The 16,834-nt window shown below is 69.3% G+C and carries 21 protein-coding genes; 6 read left to right on the top strand and 15 right to left on the bottom strand.

The genetic code is table 11. The annotated features are described in order from the left end of the window. Positions 1-522: 522 nt before the first annotated feature. Together V6U79_RS29295 and V6U79_RS29290 are read right to left on the bottom strand one after the other, a co-directional pair. Positions 523-1,020 carry a YcxB family protein gene (locus tag V6U79_RS29295; protein ID WP_334616676.1) on the bottom strand — a complete coding sequence of 166 codons (498 nt, stop codon included), beginning with the start codon at positions 1,018-1,020 and terminating at the stop codon, positions 523-525. A gap of 211 nt (positions 1,021-1,231) precedes the next feature. Beyond that, positions 1,232-1,789 (bottom strand): hypothetical protein, encoded by a 558-nt coding sequence (locus tag V6U79_RS29290; RefSeq protein ID WP_334616675.1) that lies wholly within the window; start codon positions 1,787-1,789, stop codon positions 1,232-1,234. 283 nt (positions 1,790-2,072) lie between these two features. On the opposite strand from V6U79_RS29290, the gene V6U79_RS29935 reads away from it, so the two are divergent. Continuing rightward, positions 2,073-2,420, top strand: a complete 348-nt coding sequence (locus V6U79_RS29935) for a 2'-5' RNA ligase family protein (protein ID WP_442933834.1) — start codon at positions 2,073-2,075, stop codon at positions 2,418-2,420. A gap of 222 nt (positions 2,421-2,642) precedes the next feature. Here V6U79_RS29935 and V6U79_RS29285 read toward each other — a convergent pair whose 3' ends face one another. From V6U79_RS29285 to V6U79_RS29265, 5 genes are all read right to left on the bottom strand, one after another. Continuing rightward, positions 2,643-2,939, bottom strand: coding sequence for a hypothetical protein (locus V6U79_RS29285; RefSeq protein WP_334533165.1), 297 nt, complete (start codon positions 2,937-2,939; stop codon positions 2,643-2,645). Positions 2,940-3,622: 683 nt separating this feature from the next. Next, entirely contained in the window at positions 3,623-3,946 is a 324-nt protein-coding gene (locus tag V6U79_RS29280; RefSeq protein ID WP_334616673.1) for a hypothetical protein, read from the bottom strand. 757 nt (positions 3,947-4,703) lie between these two features. Then, positions 4,704-4,982 (bottom strand): tyrosine-type recombinase/integrase, encoded by a 279-nt coding sequence (locus tag V6U79_RS29275; RefSeq protein ID WP_334616672.1) that lies wholly within the window; start codon positions 4,980-4,982, stop codon positions 4,704-4,706. A 12-nt stretch (positions 4,983-4,994) separates the two neighbouring features. Beyond that, on the bottom strand, positions 4,995-5,165 hold the full coding sequence (locus V6U79_RS29270; RefSeq protein WP_334616671.1) for a hypothetical protein: 171 nt from the start codon (positions 5,163-5,165) through the stop codon (positions 4,995-4,997). A gap of 35 nt (positions 5,166-5,200) precedes the next feature. Continuing rightward, the gene (locus tag V6U79_RS29265; protein ID WP_334616670.1) at positions 5,201-5,371 is read right to left on the bottom strand and encodes a hypothetical protein; all 171 of its coding nucleotides are present in this window, start codon (positions 5,369-5,371) and stop codon (positions 5,201-5,203) included. Between the two features lie 339 nt (positions 5,372-5,710). Between V6U79_RS29265 and V6U79_RS29260 the strand changes: the two genes are divergently transcribed. Next, positions 5,711-6,109 carry a hypothetical protein gene (locus tag V6U79_RS29260; protein ID WP_334534317.1) on the top strand — a complete coding sequence of 133 codons (399 nt, stop codon included), beginning with the start codon at positions 5,711-5,713 and terminating at the stop codon, positions 6,107-6,109. A 678-nt stretch (positions 6,110-6,787) separates the two neighbouring features. Here V6U79_RS29260 and V6U79_RS29255 read toward each other — a convergent pair. Then, entirely contained in the window at positions 6,788-7,309 is a 522-nt protein-coding gene (locus tag V6U79_RS29255; RefSeq protein WP_334534318.1) for a hypothetical protein, read from the bottom strand. Positions 7,310-7,798: 489 nt separating this feature from the next. Here V6U79_RS29255 and V6U79_RS29250 point away from each other — a divergent pair, with 489 nt between their 5' ends. Further along, positions 7,799-8,158: a hypothetical protein gene (locus V6U79_RS29250; protein WP_334534320.1), complete on the top strand. Its 360-nt coding sequence runs from the start codon at positions 7,799-7,801 to the stop codon at positions 8,156-8,158. Between the two features lie 428 nt (positions 8,159-8,586). On the opposite strand, the gene V6U79_RS29245 is transcribed toward V6U79_RS29250, so the two are convergent. Further along, a complete protein-coding gene (locus V6U79_RS29245) occupies positions 8,587-9,057 on the bottom strand; it encodes a GNAT family N-acetyltransferase (RefSeq protein ID WP_334616669.1) in 471 nt (156 codons plus the stop codon). A gap of 162 nt (positions 9,058-9,219) precedes the next feature. After that, positions 9,220-10,239: a zinc-binding dehydrogenase gene (locus V6U79_RS29240; protein WP_334616668.1), complete on the bottom strand. Its 1,020-nt coding sequence runs from the start codon at positions 10,237-10,239 to the stop codon at positions 9,220-9,222. Between the two features lie 368 nt (positions 10,240-10,607). Between V6U79_RS29240 and V6U79_RS29235 the strand changes: the two genes are divergently transcribed. Then, positions 10,608-11,093, top strand: coding sequence for a DUF6882 domain-containing protein (locus V6U79_RS29235; RefSeq protein ID WP_334616667.1), 486 nt, complete (start codon positions 10,608-10,610; stop codon positions 11,091-11,093). Between the two features lie 48 nt (positions 11,094-11,141). Here V6U79_RS29235 and V6U79_RS29230 read toward each other — a convergent pair whose 3' ends face one another. Both V6U79_RS29230 and V6U79_RS29225 read right to left on the bottom strand, forming a co-directional pair. Further along, entirely contained in the window at positions 11,142-11,714 is a 573-nt protein-coding gene (locus V6U79_RS29230) for a GNAT family N-acetyltransferase (protein WP_334616666.1), read from the bottom strand. A gap of 50 nt (positions 11,715-11,764) precedes the next feature. Beyond that, positions 11,765-11,983: a DUF5984 family protein gene (locus V6U79_RS29225; RefSeq protein ID WP_334616665.1), complete on the bottom strand. Its 219-nt coding sequence runs from the start codon at positions 11,981-11,983 to the stop codon at positions 11,765-11,767. A gap of 17 nt (positions 11,984-12,000) precedes the next feature. Here V6U79_RS29225 and V6U79_RS29220 point away from each other — a divergent pair, with 17 nt between their 5' ends. Then, positions 12,001-12,312 (top strand): hypothetical protein, encoded by a 312-nt coding sequence (locus tag V6U79_RS29220; RefSeq protein WP_334616664.1) that lies wholly within the window; start codon positions 12,001-12,003, stop codon positions 12,310-12,312. A gap of 19 nt (positions 12,313-12,331) precedes the next feature. On the opposite strand, the gene argS is transcribed toward V6U79_RS29220, so the two are convergent. After that, entirely contained in the window at positions 12,332-14,047 is a 1,716-nt protein-coding gene (gene argS, locus V6U79_RS29215; protein WP_334616663.1) for an arginine--tRNA ligase, read from the bottom strand. A 365-nt stretch (positions 14,048-14,412) separates the two neighbouring features. Next, a complete protein-coding gene (locus tag V6U79_RS29210) occupies positions 14,413-14,850 on the bottom strand; it encodes a PRC-barrel domain-containing protein (protein WP_334616662.1) in 438 nt (145 codons plus the stop codon). Positions 14,851-15,009: 159 nt separating this feature from the next. On the opposite strand from V6U79_RS29210, the gene V6U79_RS29205 reads away from it, so the two are divergent. Continuing rightward, a complete protein-coding gene (locus tag V6U79_RS29205; protein WP_334616661.1) occupies positions 15,010-15,261 on the top strand; it encodes an SCO4848 family membrane protein in 252 nt (83 codons plus the stop codon). A gap of 2 nt (positions 15,262-15,263) precedes the next feature. Here the strand turns inward: V6U79_RS29205 and V6U79_RS29200 are convergent, their stop codons facing one another. Beyond that, complete coding sequence (locus tag V6U79_RS29200; protein ID WP_334616660.1) at positions 15,264-16,178, bottom strand: NmrA family NAD(P)-binding protein; 915 nt, start codon at positions 16,176-16,178, stop codon at positions 15,264-15,266. Between the last annotated feature and the right edge of the window lie 656 nt (positions 16,179-16,834).

The following is a 16,834-nucleotide window of genomic DNA, read 5'->3' as shown; positions in this document are numbered from 1 at the left end:
GATCCTCGACCTGCCAGCGGACCGCCAAATCTCCTGGATCAAGAAGCGGCTCGACAGGTTCGCGGCGATGCTTCGCGCCCAGCCTTACCGAGGGGCAATCGCGGCGGACGACCTGTACGAAGAGATCCGCAACCTAGGCGGTTAGACGTCCGGCGACGGGTCACAGACTGCCGAATTCCGCTCTATCAGATCAAGGCGGCCCGCAAGCGGGCCGCGCCGGCCGCGCTCGGCCTGCTGGCGGCGCAAGCGCCGGCATCGGCCGGCGCGCCGGCCGATTGCAGGCTGCCCAAGTAACCCGAAACCGATGCCTCCGGCGGGGATCTTCGACAGAGATGAGGCCGCCCACCTCCACCGCGAGTCCGGGCGAAGCCGAACAGGCCTGTTCCCTGGTGTCAACACGGTGGATCGTTGTGTTGACACCAGGGAACAGGCCCGTTCCACGATGTGCGGACTCACGGCGGAGATGGGCTTGGGGCAGAGGAACGGTTGGCGGCAGCGGCGCGCCGATGGACGTCGCACCTCTCAGGCTGCTACCGGCGCACGCGTAGTGAGGAAGGCCCGGAACTGTAGCTCCTGGTCCTCGTCCATGCCCGCCTTGGGCAGCGAGATCGCCTGCCGAGAGCCGTAGAACAGCAACCAACCAGCGTCGGTTTCTACGACACGGCTGATGGCTGACCATAGGATCTCGCTGCGCATCGAGGGGTGCTCCTGGGTGATCCGGTCTTCGGTCACGATGAGGAGCGCGTCGTGCTGGCAAATCTCGGGGATGTCGGCCACTGCACGCCCTAGAGATCGCGAATTGCCGAAGAAGAGGTAGACGCCGTAGGCCGCCAGCGCCAGTAGGAGGCCTACGAGGCCACTCATGCCGGAGAAGGTCAGGAGCAGGACGGCACCGCCAGCACCGACGGCTACAGCGGCTACAGCGAAGGATCGTGTGCTGTGCAGGGTGTCGCCGTAGATGATCCGTAGGTCAGCGAGCAGCCGGGCGGGATCGAACGGCTTGCTGACCCGGATCTCCATGGGTGCTCCCTCTAAACGGCCCCACCATCAGCCGGGGCGTACGACGACGTGCACGGAGATCTTGACACCAATGACACCGCCGTACAGCCATCCGTACAGCCAAGCCGGCCGACGGCTAGGAGAGACGAGCGACAACAGCCGACAAGTCGAGCAGGTCAGCGGCAGTCACCGCCGCCGGCCGACAGGCCGCTTGATCTTTGCAAAGCAGGGGTTAGAGCTTTCCGCATGGTTGGACGGTCCGGTGGACCAGCCGGTTGGACACGGCGGCGACGAAGCTAGGGTCGAGCAAGGGCCAGTTCCAGAACTCGAATCCCAGGTACCCGAAGCCCCAGGGCGGGCTCCATCCCCACTCGTTGATGCCGACAGGTCTGCCGCAGTGCCTGCATGCACGCACGCCGGCCCCACCCAGGTACCACTCGTCGATGACCGGTGAGAAGTCGCTCCATGAGTCATGGTCCTGACCGTCCACCACGGCTGCGTTGCAGTGTGGGCAGACGACCTGGTCAACGCCCATCGAGTAGAACACTGACTGCCCCGTGACCACGCGGAACCCGTTGGTGGCAAGTTCGTGCAGGTCATCCCGTGGTTCGACGGTCGCAGCGGTGTAGTTCAATCCGGGGCGGTGCCCTTGGTTGCCGAGGATGCATTCCGTCGGTTCGGGCATGACGATGCCCTGCTCAACCAGCCACGACAGCACCTCGGCCCCCAGATGGTCAGCCTCTTCGGGGGTTGCTTCGACGTCGGCAATAGTCTCGAACCATTCGCCCACCGCTCACTCCCTCCGCGCACCGTCCGGCGGACATCCTGACAGCAACGAGTGACAGCAACAGGCCCGGACTCGACAGGACCAAGCAGGACGCCAACCGGCATGCGACAAGGGCGTAGGCCGTCATCCGGACGGATCTGGACCGCCTCGCCGAGGCTACGGATCAGAAGGTTAGGGGTTCGAGTCCCTTCGGGCGCACAGAGCAAGGGGAAGCCCCCGACCAGCCGAGACGGCAAGGTCGGGGGCTCTTTCGTGTCCGCCGAAATCAGGCAAGCAGCTCGCCCAACTGCCCGCGGTCGCCGTCGAGTTCAGTCAGGTCGTCGTTGCTGACGAGGCCATCGTCATGCCCGCGATACCTGCCGAGCCTGTCCAGGGACTACGAGCCGCTACCCGGACCGCCATCGGCCGCATTGTCGGTGAGGACCAGGTCCCGGAGGACCCCAGCCGGTACCGGCCCCACGTGAGCGTCGCCTACCTAGCCGCCGATGGCCCCGCCGAGCCATACGTTCAGGCCGTGCGGTCCGTGGCTCCTGAGCCCGCCGCCGTCACCATCAGGCACGTCGACCTGAGCGAAATGCACCGAGACCGGCGGATGTACGAGTGGCAAGTCGTCGCCCGAATGCCGCTTCGCTAGCTCGGGCGGTGTGCGTCGCCCTTCCCGGGGCAGCGCAGGCAGCGCGCGCAGTTGCCGAATTCCGCTCTATCAGATCAAGGCGGCCCGCAAGCGGGCCGCGCCGGCCCGGCCCCGGCCTGCTGGCGACCTCCGTCCGGCATCGGCCGGGCCGGCCGGCCACACTGCGCACCAGTTGCCTGGTGCCGATGGTGGTACTGCTGCTCTGGCTTGCTGGCGGCAGGTTCAGTCGCCGAGGAACCACAGATAGCGATGGGGCTCCACCCGGGCGACCTCACAGAGCCGGCGGATTTCCGCTCGGCTCTCGTCATCCAGCGCAACGCCGGACGGCAAGCGGTCCAACTCGTCAAGCAGAGACGGCAGTTGACGAAGGTTGAACATCGTGTCCAGGAAGGCGCAGAGCCCACTGAGCATGGGGTAAGCCGACCGGTCGAGATCAATGAGTTCCTGCGACCAGTCAAAGCCGCGGTTTCCCTGGGCGACGATCGCCCCCTGCTCTGTCCTCACCTGCATGTCGATCACGACTTCACCCTAGGTGTGACATCGAGAGGTGTACTGCCGGGGCTCCGCCCCGGACCCCGGCCTTCCCTCGGAGATCAGTGAAGAGCGGGTGGGGCGGGCTCCCCTCGGTCAGGCACCGCGAGGGCTACGCGAGAACCCCCGGTCGCGCCAAGGCCAAGCCGCTTCGCGGTCGCCTACGGCGAGCCTTGACACGACCGGGGAACCTCGCGCAGGGACAAGCCTGCCTGACCGAGGAGATCCCGCAGACGCGCCGTGGCGTGCCCGTAATGGGCCATCCATGGGCCAGTAACCGCGAGGCGCAGCGGTCACGAGCGGGCACCGGACGCAACTTGGTCACCCCTCGACGGCAGGCGTTTCGGGCATCACGGCCGGCTGAGCACGCTCTTCCAAACTGAAGCTCCGCCGCTCAAATCAGGGCGTCTCCCGGCATGGGGGCAGCGTGGCGTCCGTCGCAGACCGCACCCTCGGACCACTTCGCCCGACAAGATCATCGGGACCACATCGGGACCACCTGAGGCCGCAAACAGATGTCAGGCGGCGGAAGTCAATCGGAGGTAACAGCAGGTCAGAGACCGCTCACACTCCCGATGTCCCACGATCGCGTTTTTGGGGTTCAAGTCCTCTGGGCTCCTAGCTCCCACTGGATTCGGCATTGGGCGGGCCGCTTCGACGCCGGAAGCCGCCTATGCTGCGATCTTCCGATCCCGCCGACGCTGCGCGAGCTGTACGACTAGCAGAACCGCCGAGCCAACGGCGACCGCCATCGCCAGCAAGGTAGTCCCGAAATCAGGACCGTACAGCGCGAGCAGGATCGTCCCCTGATGCTCCGTCTCGATCAGGCACCCGGCGTCCGTCATCGTGGTCCCAGTCCACCCGGACACGCCCGCGCCGTTCTCCAGGCATCCTCGCGCACGGGCAAGATCGTGCAGACCCCAACCGGCGAAGGCTACGCCGGCCAGCATCAGCACGGCCAGAAGGGCGGCGGCAAGAGTCTGAGCGCGAGACATGTAGACATCATGTCTAATGCGCCCAGCTTGTTTTTCCAAGGTGCCGGGCTGGCTGACATCCGTCGTCGCCAGGCTGATCCGACGCCCGGAGCACCCTGGGCGACTCGCCACCGACGGGCCCGCCAGCACCTCGATCCCTGTTTAAGTTCGTAGACCGCGATTAGCGGGCCGGCCAAGGTCTCCAGGAGAGGCTGTGTGGGCGTCTTAAGCGTCAGCGGAAAGTCAGCGAGAGCCGTGACACTGGTGATAGCCGCTAGCAACGGGCGATGGGCGATGGGCATGGGCGACTGGCGTTGCCATCAGTCGCCTACGCTCAGCGCCCGCTACTCGCCTCTGCAAGGCGGTGGTCGGCGATCGCTTCCGGCCGGCGGTCGGGGCAAGCACCCGGCGTGCCATTAGCGTGCCATTGGGCGAGGGCAACAGGGGCCAGCCGAGGCCACGCGAGGCTGCCGAGACCAGGCCGCCAAGCCCGTGGCCTGCCGGAGATCGACAATTCCCAAGCCGACAGTTTGGGAGCCACGCGTGGGAGCCACCGGGGCGAACGAAGTCGGACGAGCCCGGACCGATCCAGTTGCCGAAAGCGCGGCGACCAGGACGACACGGACGTTGCCGAACGGCTACGAAGTGGTCTTGGGAATCTACGGATCAGAAGGTTAGGGGTTCGAGTCCCTTCGGGCGCACAGCAGGTCAAGGGCCGGTTTCCCATCACGGGAGACCGGCCCTCGATCTTTCTGACCCCCACGGCTGACCCCTACGCCTACGCGTCGAAGAGGAAGCCGAGCCGGTCGACCGAGTCCTGCTGCACCCGGCGCGTCGCCTCCACGTAGATCGACTTGGTGACGGTGGGGGAGCTGTACCCGAGCACGTCCTGAATCCGTTCGAGCGGCACGCCCTGGTCGTAAAGCAGCGTCGCGCAGGAATGGCGCAGGTCATGCACGCGAATACGCCGAACTCCTGCCCGCTCGCACAGCTGGTCGAAGTGCCGGTTGATGTTGCGCGGCTCAATCGGCGTGCCGATCTTCGTCGTGAACAGCAATCCATGCTCCTGTCAGCGGTCCCCGGCCGCCTCCCGCTCCCTCCGTTGCAACGCCCGATGACCTCGCAGCACGTCGACCAGACTGAGCGGCAGAGCCGCGGCCCGCTCCGAGCCGTCCGTCTTCACCGGCCCGAACCGGAGCTCACCGCCGGTGCGTTGCAGCGACTGCCGAACGCGGAGCACGTTGTCCACCAGGTCTACGTCGGCCCACCGCAGCGCTACGCCTCACCGCGGCGAAGGCCGAGGGCCAGAGCGACCGAGTAGAGCGCATACCAGCGGTCATCCCGCGCCGCCTTCAAGAACCGCTTGGCCTCATCAGCCGTCCACGGCGTGAACTTCGGCCGGTACCGGTGTGAGATCCGCAGGGCCTTCGCCGGGTTGCTCGCCACCAGCTCCTCCGTCACCGCGTCTTGAAGCGCCGCCCGCGGCAGCCGGTGGGCATAGCGGATCGACCATCGGACAGCACCGCTTCACAGCACTGCCGAGGCTGCTTGGCGCAGCACCTCGCCGGGCGCTCACGCTCCGCCCGTTTGGCGTCCTTCTTCAACGCGCAGCACTGACACACGCTCTTGAGCCGTGAGAGAAACGCCCGCACGTCCGAAGGCCGCAGCCGAGCAAGCTTTTTCGTGCCCAGATACGGCACGACGTAGGTACGGGCACGCAGAACCTAGCCCAGCCGGTCCGGGCTCGGGTGACCCTGCAGCCGTGCGAGGTGCCACGATCGCCCGGTGAGCCATCGTGACTGGGAGCGCCTGACCAACGTCGAGCGTGCCTTCTTCACCAACGCGTTTGAGTCGGACCTCCTAGCGGGCGTCTTCGGCGACCTGGACCCAGCCGAACGCGACATGCCCCTGGGCGAACTGGCCCAGATCCTGTTGTCGCTGATCGACCGCGGCTTCATCGAAGTCCGCCGGTACGCCCGGTGGATCCCCGATGACGGACGGGAAGGACTGACCCCAGGCGAGGTCATACACAGGCGCGACCTTTCACAGGTACTCGCTGACCCCGAGACCTGGGAATATCCCGACGACTGCAGCTGGGTCGGAGCCATCACCCTGGTCGAGACGGATGCCGGCAGAAGCCTTAGCCGGATCTCCCCGGATGAGATGGCCCACGACGAGCCGTAGCGGATGCGGCGACTGAAGGTCAGCCACCGCCCGCCTCCGCCCCTCCTCTGAGAAGGTGGCCCGAGGCCATCTCGCTAGGTGTCAAGCATGTGCTGGGACGCGAGTATCAAGCATGCCCGTAACGGGACATCCGGCGACGGTCACAGACTGCCGAATTCCGCTCTATCAGATCAAGGCGGCCCGCAAGCGGGCCGCGCCGGCCCGGCCCCGGCCTGCTGGCGACCTTCGGCCGGCATCGGCCGGGCCGGCCGGCCACGCTGACGGGGCTACCAAGGGCTTGAGGGGCTGAGGCGGGACGATCGCCGTCGGGGTTGCTCCCCGTTGAGGTTAGGGCGATCGGCTGCCGCGCAGCGAAGCTGCTTGCCCCCGGCCTCTCGTTGATCGCCGCCCGCAGTTTGACGACGATGAGAACCAGGGCGTGACCCGTCCCCCGGGTGCCCGATCCTCTACGCCACCCGCCCGGCGTCAAGGGCGCTGCGCGTCGGCACGCCGATGGCCTACGGCGGCCCTTGACCCCGACCGACCGCCGCAGTCCTTGGCACCTGTCCGGGGGGTGGGGGAAGTTTGGCGGCCATTCCCAAGCTGACGGTCGGCCCGTGCCCGCGTGCCCGTTGGGATGGGAGACGACGGTCAACGGCGGTCAGCTCCTAGATGTGGCAACCAGCGTGGCGAGGCAGGTCAAGTCGGGTCACTGCCGAGCGACTTCCGCCCGTGTCCTCCATACTTCCTGTCAGGTGCCCTTAAAAACCTGCGTCCAGATTGGAACATTTCGTTCAGCATTCGCATCTTGTCTTGATCTGGGCCTTCTCGGGTTGCCCATTCGTTGTCGACTAGGAAGTCCTTCCAAGCGCTACGCTTACGCTCCATCAAGTCATCATTATGCGAATGATTTTGAATCAAGCTGCGGTAGCCCCACAGCGCACGAATGCCGAAAACTTCCTCTTCCAGGGTAGTGAAGCTCCAGTCCGAGGGCAGCGCGGCGTCAATAAACTCGAACAGTTCGACATGAGACCAGATCGGCCGAGCGTAGTCGTTCAGCACAAGGAGCCCGAGGTTCCCCCGCCTGATCGCCATTGCGTATACCGCATAGGCGCTACCGACCGTTAGCTGAAATTTGGTGGATTCAGAATTTGCCGTGAGACTAAGAACCGATTCCGGCAAGTCGCTTCCACGGTTTCCAATACAGACAACCTTCATCACCACCGCTCATGCGCCCCCGGAATGTGGTCCTTGAGGTCGTCACCTGCCCCGGTTTCTCCGTGCGGCGAGTCCAAGGGCTCCCAGCTGATGCTCCCGAGCCCCAATACCGCCAGCGCTGCCACCAACCGAGAGTTTGTCGTCCTGCGAGGCGACGGGGGACGGGCCGGCGCACTTAGATCGATGATGGGCATAGGGCAAGTTATCCGATGGTCAGGGCAACCCGCTCGCACCGGCGCGGGCCATCCACGGGCCAGTAACCGCGGCGTCCGGCGGTCATGACGGGGCACGACCGGCATCCGGCTCTGCCGTCGGCCGCAGGCGTTTCGGGCATCACAACCGCTTCAGCACGCTCTTCCAAACTGACGCTCGCTGACCCCAGCCTGACCCCAGCCCGACGCCAACGGCCGCCACGCGATGAACGCCGCACACAAGCCGGCGGGGAGGCGAGGCGGGTGACAACGGCTGCGGGACGCTCCTACGGATCAGAAGGTGGCGCTGTCTCTGACCGACCACGCCGAGCGGTTCGCCGGTTACGACCGTTGGAGCGCCGCTGCGGACGCGTTCACTCTGCGCAGCCTGCTTATCGGGGAACTCGGGTCGGTGCCGGGTGACGGGACGTGGGACCGGGCTGCGCTGATCCGAAGCGTCCTGGCGGCGGTGACACTGATGCCGAGTCAGGCAGGCGAGTTCGCTGATCGTTGGCAGACGCTGCCAATCGAGCAGATCCAGCTGCTTCGCCGTCACAAGAACCTCCTTGCCCCGCTCGCGCCGCTTGTTGATCAGTTGCCGGCCGGGCCCGATGCTGAGCGCGTCCGCGCATGGTTGGCGGTCTTGCCCAAGTTGCCGTGACGCGCCAGCAGCTGACCCCCGCTTGGCCCCAGCGCAACGCCACCGAGCGCCCATCCGGGCACCATCGGCCGGAACCTGCCGACGAGGCGAGCAGAGGAGTTCGAAGACCTCGGGGGCTCTGCCCCGAACCCCGGCCCTCAAAGATCGGCTTCGGATCTCCTCGCCGAGCACGAGGCCAAGCGGTAGTGACCGCGAGCGGCGTCGGCGCCAGTCGAGGTACCGGCACCGCTCGCGGATCAGCAGTGGCCGGACCAGTCATACCCCTTTGAGACGGCTGGCGTCCGTGCTCGGCCAGATGCGCATCCAACGACGATGGCGACGTGTGAGCCAGCCGGGGCAGCTCCCGAATGCCGCTCCGACGGGCGATTGGCCGGCCACCCCGGCCTCACGAACCGCTGCCCAGGTCCGAAGGCCGCAGCACGGATCGGTCAGGCCAGGGACACGGCAGCCGGGTCGTGGACATACCGCGTGACCCACAGACGCGGAATCACCTCCTGCTCGCTCGCGGCCACGAAGCCGAGCCCGTCGTAGAGCGCGCGGGCGGAGACATTGGCGCGCCCGGTAGCGACGACGGTACGGCGGTGGCCGGCGCGTACGAGCACCGCACGCACCAGAGCTCTGCCCACCCCGCGCCGGTGACAGGCCGGGTCAACCACCAGCCGGTGAACGTCGACCTCGACGTTGGTCTCAGCCCAGGCGATCGCCCCGACGAGACCGGTGTCGAAGGCTGCCAGCCAGCGCAGTGGCGCCGAGCGCAGTTCGTCCAACGTCTCGTGCAACGGCGGGATCCGATCGTCACCGATCGCCGCGGCCTCCACCGCATACGCCGCACGCTGCACGGACAGCAACACCCGGGCCAGGCGATCGTCACCGCCGGGCGTCACCTCACGGATATCCATAGGGGTGGATGATCCCAGGCGCCACTGTCGGGCCCCAACGGCAGTGCTCGCTGTCCCGCACGTCATCGCCGGGCATCGGCGGTCAGGTGGGCGGAGGGGCGCGACGCGCCTGAGACGACACGCCGCGCCCGTTCCCGGCGGAGAGACATCGCGGGTGTTCGGTCAGATGCGGACGAGGACCTTGAGAGCCTCGCGGCTGTCCATCGCCCGGTACCCGTCGGGCACCTCGTCCAGGCCGATGGTGCGGTCGAACACCTTGCCCGGCTCGACGGTGCCCTCGAGGACGCCCGGCAGCAGCTCGTCGATGTAGGCGCGCACCGGCGCGGGCCCGCCGGTGAGGGTGAGGTTGCGGCCGAACATGCCCCAGCCGAGCGGCCCCTCGTCGTACTGCGGAACCCCGACGCGGCTGATCACGCCGCCGGCGCGGACCACGCCGAGCGCCTGCTCGTACGCCTCCCGGTAGCCGACCGCCTCCAGCACCGCGTGCGTGCCGTCACCACCGGTCAGCTCCCGTACCCGGGCGATGCCCTCCTCGCCGCGCTCGGCGACGACGTCGGTGGCGCCGAACTCGATGCCGAGGTCGGTGCGGACCTTGTGCCGGCCCATCAGGATGATCCGTTGCGCGCCGAGCTGCCGGGCCGACAGCACCGCGAGTAGACCCACCGCCCCGTCTCCGATCACGGTGACGGTGGTACGCGGGTCGACGTTGGCCCGCTTGGCCGCGTGGTAGCCGGTGCCGTACACGTCGGCGAGGGTCAGCAGCGACGGCAGCAGCGGCGAATCCTCCCCCACCGGCAGCGTGACCAGGGTGCCGGCCGCCTGGGGTACGCGGACGAACTCGGCCTGGGCTGTGCTGAAGAACCCCCCGTGGCGGCACGAGGTCTGCACACCCTCCCGGCAGAAGTCGCAGGTGTTGTCCTGGAACGCGAAGGGTGCCACCACCAGGGCGCCCCGCTTCAGGCCGGCCACCTCGGAGCCGAGTTCCTCGACGACGCCGAGGAACTCGTGCCCCATCGGCGATCCCTGCCCCGATGCGGGCATGGTGTGGTAGGGGTGCAGGTCACTGCCGCAGATGCAGGTCCGGACGACCCGCACGATCGCGTCGGTGGGCTCCTGGAGCACCGGGTCGGGCACCTCCTCGACCCGCACGTCTCCGGCCCCGTACATCAGAGTCGCTCGCATGAAGTTCCTTCCGGGTTGGCTTCCCCTGCCAATACCCGCCGCGGCTGCGGCAAGCCGCTCGGACGCGTTCGGCGCGGGTTTTCCATGGTGATACCCATCAGAGCAGGTACTCGTGGGGCGAGGGCGATTCTGTCGTTACCGGTACTGCCGGAACCGCCTGCGGCGAGATCTGATCAACAGGTGCTCCCCGATGAGGACCGGGCCGTCCGAGAACGCCCCGGCCGATTGGCCCGTCGTCGTACTGCGGCAGGCCAACGCTGCTGATCATGCCGCCGGCACGGAACCCGCCGAGCGCGGCCTCAGTTAGGGTGCCGATCCTGCGGAGTCGGTGGCTGACCGCCGACGGTGTCGCCGAGGGTGGGAGGGCCATGGACCACGTGGATCGACGAGCTACGCACGACCACGAGTTGTGGGAGTCGGTCGCCGCTGCGGCTCGGAACCGGGTCGGGCAGCGGCAGGGACGGATGATCGCCGAGCACGGGCTCAGCGGCGACGTGCAGTACCACTGGTCCATGGATGACGGCACGATCGTCTGGTCCCGCGGGGGCCGGGACTTCCTCCACGGCCGCATCACCGTGATCGGCAGCGTGGATCACGTCCAGCGGACGTGGTTGTGGTCCTGGGCCAACGATTCCCTGCCGTCGGCGGCGCTCGGCGACATCGCCGACGTGCGCCGCCACGGCGAGGAACACGCCTTTCCCCTGCTGGTCTGGCCGAGCTTCCGTGCCGACCCGACACCCGTGGCGCAGGCCCGGATCGTCGCCGCCGACGTGCTGGCCGCCGAGGGCCTGTGGTTCGAACCCGGGGATGAACTCGACCTGCACTTCGCCATTCACGAGCTGCGCCCGGCCTGAGCATCGACCGTGGCGGGCGGCACCCGCCAAGCCTTCTACCGGCTGCCTTCAGCGGGCCGGCTGATGCATGATCCAGGTCGGCACGGGTGCCGCCACGACGCGCAGCACCTGCCAGCCGGCGCGGCGGTACAGCTCGACGTTGGCGGTGTTGCTGGTCTCCAGCACCGCCGGCAGGCCGTCCGCGGCAGCGCGGCGCAGCCCGGCCCGCATGACGGCGTGCCCCCAACGACGGCCGGCCTTGTCGGGGTGCGTGCCCAGGACGCCGAGGTACCAGAACGGGGCGGCCGGCAGTGCCGAGTGCACGGCCTCGTCGTAGGCATGAACGCGGGCCAGCGCGTCGGTGGGGAGCTGCGCGGCGAGATCATTTCCTGGTGACTGGTTGTCCGCCGCGGGCGGCTCCCAGAGCGCGACCGACGCGCCGCGCTCGATCGTCCAGACCGTCCCCTTGTGCACCCGCTTGTCGAAGAGGTGCCCGAAGAAGGCGGCGGCGTGCAGCGGATAGGTCACCTCGTCCGGGAACAGGTACCGCAGGACGGGATCCTTGGTGAAGGCCGCGACCAGCGAGGCGATGACGCGGGGGCGGTCTGCCGGGGTGGCGGTGGTGATCTCAGGTGCGGTCACGGCAGCGACGCTATCGGTCGATGTTGTTCCGCTTCGACCGGAAATCCTGATCAGCTCCCGCTGTCCCGAAGCGGCCAGGATGAGATCTCGGCGATGCCGGACCGTACCTGCTCCCAGCCGACCACCTCCGCCGGCGGCCCGGTCCGGGCCAGTTCGGTGACCCGCTCGCCCATCGCTGCGATGAGCCGACGGTCGAGGTCGTGCACCGCCGCGAAGAACTCGGCGGTCGGCACGCTGGCGAGCGGCCGGAGCTCGAACTGGATCCGCAATGGTCCATCCTGGCGGCATGGCGGACATCGACCTCCCACCCTCGCGCACCTTCCAGGTCTACTGCCGGGTCGAGGTGGTGGTCACCGACGCGCAGGCCCTCACCGGGCACGCGGTCGCCGAGCTCACCGCCGCCGACATCGACTGGTCGGAGGAGGACGACGACCTGCCGTCGGCCATCGCCGAGCTGCGGGCCGACCCGGCCGCCGCCCTGGATTCCGTGGTGGACATCGGCGCGCTGGTCGACGGCGTGCCCGGGGTGGAGACGCTGCGCGGCCGGTCCTGGGTGGAGGTGGGCCCGCCGGACGACCCCGACCCCGGGCGGTGGTAGCCACGGTAGAAGCAGCGGGTCACATCCGCTCGGGGGTGCGGATGCCGAGCAGGTGCAGCCCCTGCCGCAGCGTCCGCGCGGTCAGGTCGGCAAGCACCAGCCGACTGTCCCGCAGCTCCCCGGAGGCGCGCAGCACCGGGCACCGCTCGTAGAACGCGCTGAACGTGCTGGCCAGCCGGTAGAGGTAGCCGGTGAGCTGGTGGAACGCCAGGGTCCGCTCGACCTGGCCGACGACCGCGGCGAAGCCGGCCAGCTCGAAGGCGAGCGCCCGCTCGGCCGGCTCGACGAGGAGGATCGCCGCGTCGGGCCGCGCGGCCGTGCCGGCCCGCCGGAACACCGACCGGATCCGGGAGTACGCGTACTGGAGGTAGGGCGCGGTGTTGCCGTCCAGGGACAGCATCCGCTCCCAGTCCAGGACGTAGTCCCGGCCCCGGTCGGTGGCGAGGTCGGCGTACTTGATCGCCCCGATGCCGACCGCCCGGCCGATCTCGGTGATGGTCGCCTCGTCCAGCTCCGGGTTCTTGGCCCGGGTCAGCTCGACGGCCCGGGCCACCGCCTCCTCGAGGAGCCCGACGAGCTTCACCGAACCGCCGGCCCGGCTGCGCAGCATCCGCCCGTCGGGGCCGAGGATCGAGCCGAAGCCGACGTGCTCCGCCCGGGTCGGCGACCGCAGCCAACCGGCCAGCTCGGCCACCGCGTACACCATCTCGAAGTGCTGCCGCTGCGGCAGGCCGACCACGTAGAGCAGCCGGGTGGCGCCGAGGTCGGCGGTCCGGTGCCGCAGCGCGGCCAGGTCGGTCGCCGGATATCCGTACCCGCCGTCGCGCTTGCGCACGATCAGCGGCAGCGGCTCGCCGTCGCGGCCGGTGAAGCCGGGCGGGAAGACGCAGTCGGCGCCGTCGCTGGTCCGCAGCAGTCCGAGCCGGTCCAACTCCTCGACGGTCGGCCCGAGCCGGTCGTCGTAGGCGCTCTCGCCCCGGAAGTCGGCCGCGGTGAGGGTGACGTCGAGCAGGGCGTAGACGGTGAGGAAGTACCGCTCGGACTGCGCCACGAGCAGCCGCCACAGCCGGAGCGTCCGCTCGTCGCCACCCTGCAGGGCGACCACCCGTTGCCGCGACCGTTCCCGGAACGCCTCGTCGGCGTCGAACTTCCGCCGCGCGGCCGTGTAGAAGGAGTCCAGGTCCCCCATGGACAGCTCCTGCGCCGCTTCGGTCTCGCCCAGGTCGAGCAGGTGCTCGATCAGCATCCCGAACGGGGTGCCCCAGTCGCCCAGGTGGTTGACCCGCAGCACCCGGTGCCCGAGCCAGTCCAGCAGCCGCACCGCCGCGTCGCCGATGACGGTGGAGCGCAGGTGCCCGACGTGCATCTCCTTGGCCACGTTCGGTGCCGAGTAGTCGACCACCACGGTCTCGGGCGCCGGCGTCACCGGCACGCCGAGCCGGTCGTCGGCGGCGAGGTCGGCGACCAGGGCGGCCAGCGTCCGGTCGGTGACCGTCAGGTTGAGGAAGCCCGGCCCGGAGACCTCCGCGGTGCAGACGTCGTCCAGGGCGGCGAGGTCCCGCACCTCGGCGGCGATGTCCCGCGGCGGGCGGCCGAGCCGCCGGGCCAGCGCCAGCGCCGCGTCGGACTGGAAGTCCGCCCGTGGGGAGCGCCGCACGACGGGGTCGACCGGGCCGCCGGCCACGGTCGCGAACGCCGGCGCCAGCCGGTCGGTGAGCAGCTTTTCCAGATCCATGGGTACGCCGATCTCGCTCGGTCCGCGCCGTCACGCGGATCTCCGAAGGGGGGAGAGTGCGGGCGGACCGAGGACGATCGGCGATGACCGGCGGCTCGATCCGCCGGTCGCAGGGAAGGGGTCAGCGCGGGCGGGCGACGGATCGCCGGCGTCGCTCCGCACCGACCGTGACGTCGTACGACGTGTCGGTGGTGTGGGCGGTCGCGCTGGTCATGGGGCGAGCCTAGCGGGCCGGCCGGGGCGGGTACAGCCGGATATCCCGACCGGCCCGGTGGTCGTACCGCCGCTCAGGTCGGCGTGGTCGCGGCCCTGCGGCTGCGGGCGGCGCGGCGCCGTGGGGCCGGCCGGGCGGCGTGCGGGCCCGCTCAGCCCTTCCGGTAGCTCTGCTCGTAGTAGCTGCCGACCTGCTCCCGGTACTCCGGCCTGGCGAAGTCGTCCGGGTCGAAGGCGGGTGACTCCTTGACCTGCTCCCGGGTCCGGTCGACGTGCACCACCCGCTCCAGGTGGTCGACGCGGGCGATCGTGCCCACCGGCAGCAGCACCTTGCGACCGAAGATCCACGGGCCGGTGTCGACCACCAGCCACCGCGCGCCGGCGTCCTCGCTGGCCTCGTCGATCGCGCCGATCCGGCCGTCGGTGGCCTCCACCCGGTAGCCGGTCAGGTCGACCGGGGTCCCCGGACCGGGGGCGTCCGGCCCGTCACTCTCCGGCCGGTCCCGGGGCTCCTCGGTCAGGTCGGTCCGGTCGTATGCCCCGGCGAGCGCCGCCGGGTCGCGCCAGGTCCACGGGTTGAACGGCTGCATCTGCACACCTCCGGTTCGTCGTCGCTCCTCCGGATCTGTGCCCTGGGCACCATCGGTGGAAACGATTGCGGCAATTTCCCGGAGGGGGTGTGTGACCGGCGGCGCGACACCGGCCGCGGCGGGGGGAGGCCGGCCCGCCCGCTGGCATACTCGCCACTCATGGTGCTGTCGCGCGGCTGGTCCCTCTTCCTCCTCGGGGTCGGGGTGTGGACCTGGCTCATCTGGCCGAGGTTCGGGCTCGCCATCTGGAACGACCCACGCGCCTGGTCCACCGGGACGGTGGGCGAGGGCGCCCCGACCGGGTTCCTCTGGGTGCACGCCCTGCTGATCGCCGCGTCGCTGGCCATCGGCACCACCGTCGGGGTGCTCGGCGTCCGCGGCTGGCGGGCGGCCCGCCGGCCCTCCGGCTGACGTCAGCCGCCGTTCCGCGCGGTGGGCCGCCGACCGTCGGTCGCGGTGGCCGGCCGGTCACCAACGGATCCGGGTACGCGCAACCAGGCGGCCCGCTCGTCGTGGACGAACTGCGCGAACCCGATCGGCGGCCGGCCGAGCAGGTCACGGACGTCGGTGGTGACGCCGGCGGCGAGGCCCAGCCGGCAGGTGGTGTGGAGCGCCAGCGTCACCAGCGTCATCCCGGCCGGCATGCCCTGCCCGCGCGCGCTGCGCCAGTACCGCAGCGGCCCCACCGGTACGTACCGGATCGGCCGGCCCAGCTCCGCGGTCAGCAGCTCCGCCGCCTCGCCGTAGCCGAGCGCCCGGGAGCCGGTCGGCGTGTACGCCCGCCCCGCGTGCCCCGCCTCGGTCAGCGCCAGTGCGGCCACCGCGGCGACGTCCCGGACGTCGACGAAGGAGGTCCTGCCGTCTCCGGCCGGGAGCACGATCTCGTCCCGGTCGCGGATGTCGGCCGCGTGGGTGGTGGAGAGGTTCTGCATGAAGAACCCCGGCCGGACGAAGGTCCACTCCAGGCCCGACCCGCGCAGCCACTTCTCCAGGGCGTGGTGCGGGACCACCGGGTTCCGCTCGGCGCCCTGCAGGGAGAGCAGGACCACCCGGCGTACGCCGAGCTGCCGTGCCCGCTCCAGGGCGGGGAGCATGTCCCGCTTCACGTTGCCGATCTGCGGGGGCCGCATGAGGAACATCCGGTCCACGCCGGCGAACGCCGCGTCCCAGGTTCCCCGGTTGGTGAAGGAGAACGGCACCGCCTCGTCCCAGGGGCCCGTGGCGCCCGGTTCGTTCGCCGCCGCGCGTACCGGGTGTCCGCCGGCTCGCAGGATCCGGGCGACGTGCCGCCCGGCTCGACCGGTCGCGCCGGTGACCAGGACTGTCATGCCCTCATGGTTGCCCGGGAAGAAGGCGCCAGGGCAGGGCGTTACTCCCTGGCAGAGCGGGCCGTTCGTCCCGAGGCCCCGGCCCCGAGGCGCCTTGACCAGGTGGGATAGGCGATCGGGGATGGTGTGACGCGGGACGCTACCCACGGATTTGACGATCAAACCCGCAGACGCGTAACTTTCTCTCTGCCAGCGCGGAACGGGGCAAACGGGACGAAAGTCCTGGATGGCCGAACCGGACTGGCGCCGGGTCGAAAAGGGGTACGCTCCTGACCGACACGGTCCGGGCGGTTGCCCGCCGGAAACGCCGCGAGGCGGATTTGGCGGAGCGGAACTGACCGGGTAAGGTTGTCGACCGGTAGGGAACCGGGCGAGCTTGCGGGAGACCGCAGCGGCCGGCCTGCCAAATCCGATGATCAGCACAGCGGTTTGCCGCTGCGCGTGGTCAGCGGCGCCAACCCGTACGAAGCGTGACAGACCGGGACACACCGGTTGACACGGGGAAGACGGTGAGGTAAGGTAGTAAAAGTGCCCGGCGCGAGAGCGGCGGACATGAACGAAATGCCCCGGGCGGGGGTTCTGCAGAGCAGGGCTTCTCGGCGGTGTGTGGTTGTTCTTTGAGAACTCAACAGGGTGCTAGATAAGCCAGTGCCAAT

Origin of the sequence: Micromonospora psammae (genome assembly GCF_036902725.1) — a bacterium.
In the GTDB taxonomy this organism is placed as follows: Bacteria; Actinomycetota; Actinomycetes; order Mycobacteriales; family Micromonosporaceae; genus Micromonospora.
The sequence above is the reverse complement of the archived record's forward strand: the minus strand, read 5'-3'. Positions and strand labels throughout refer to the sequence as shown.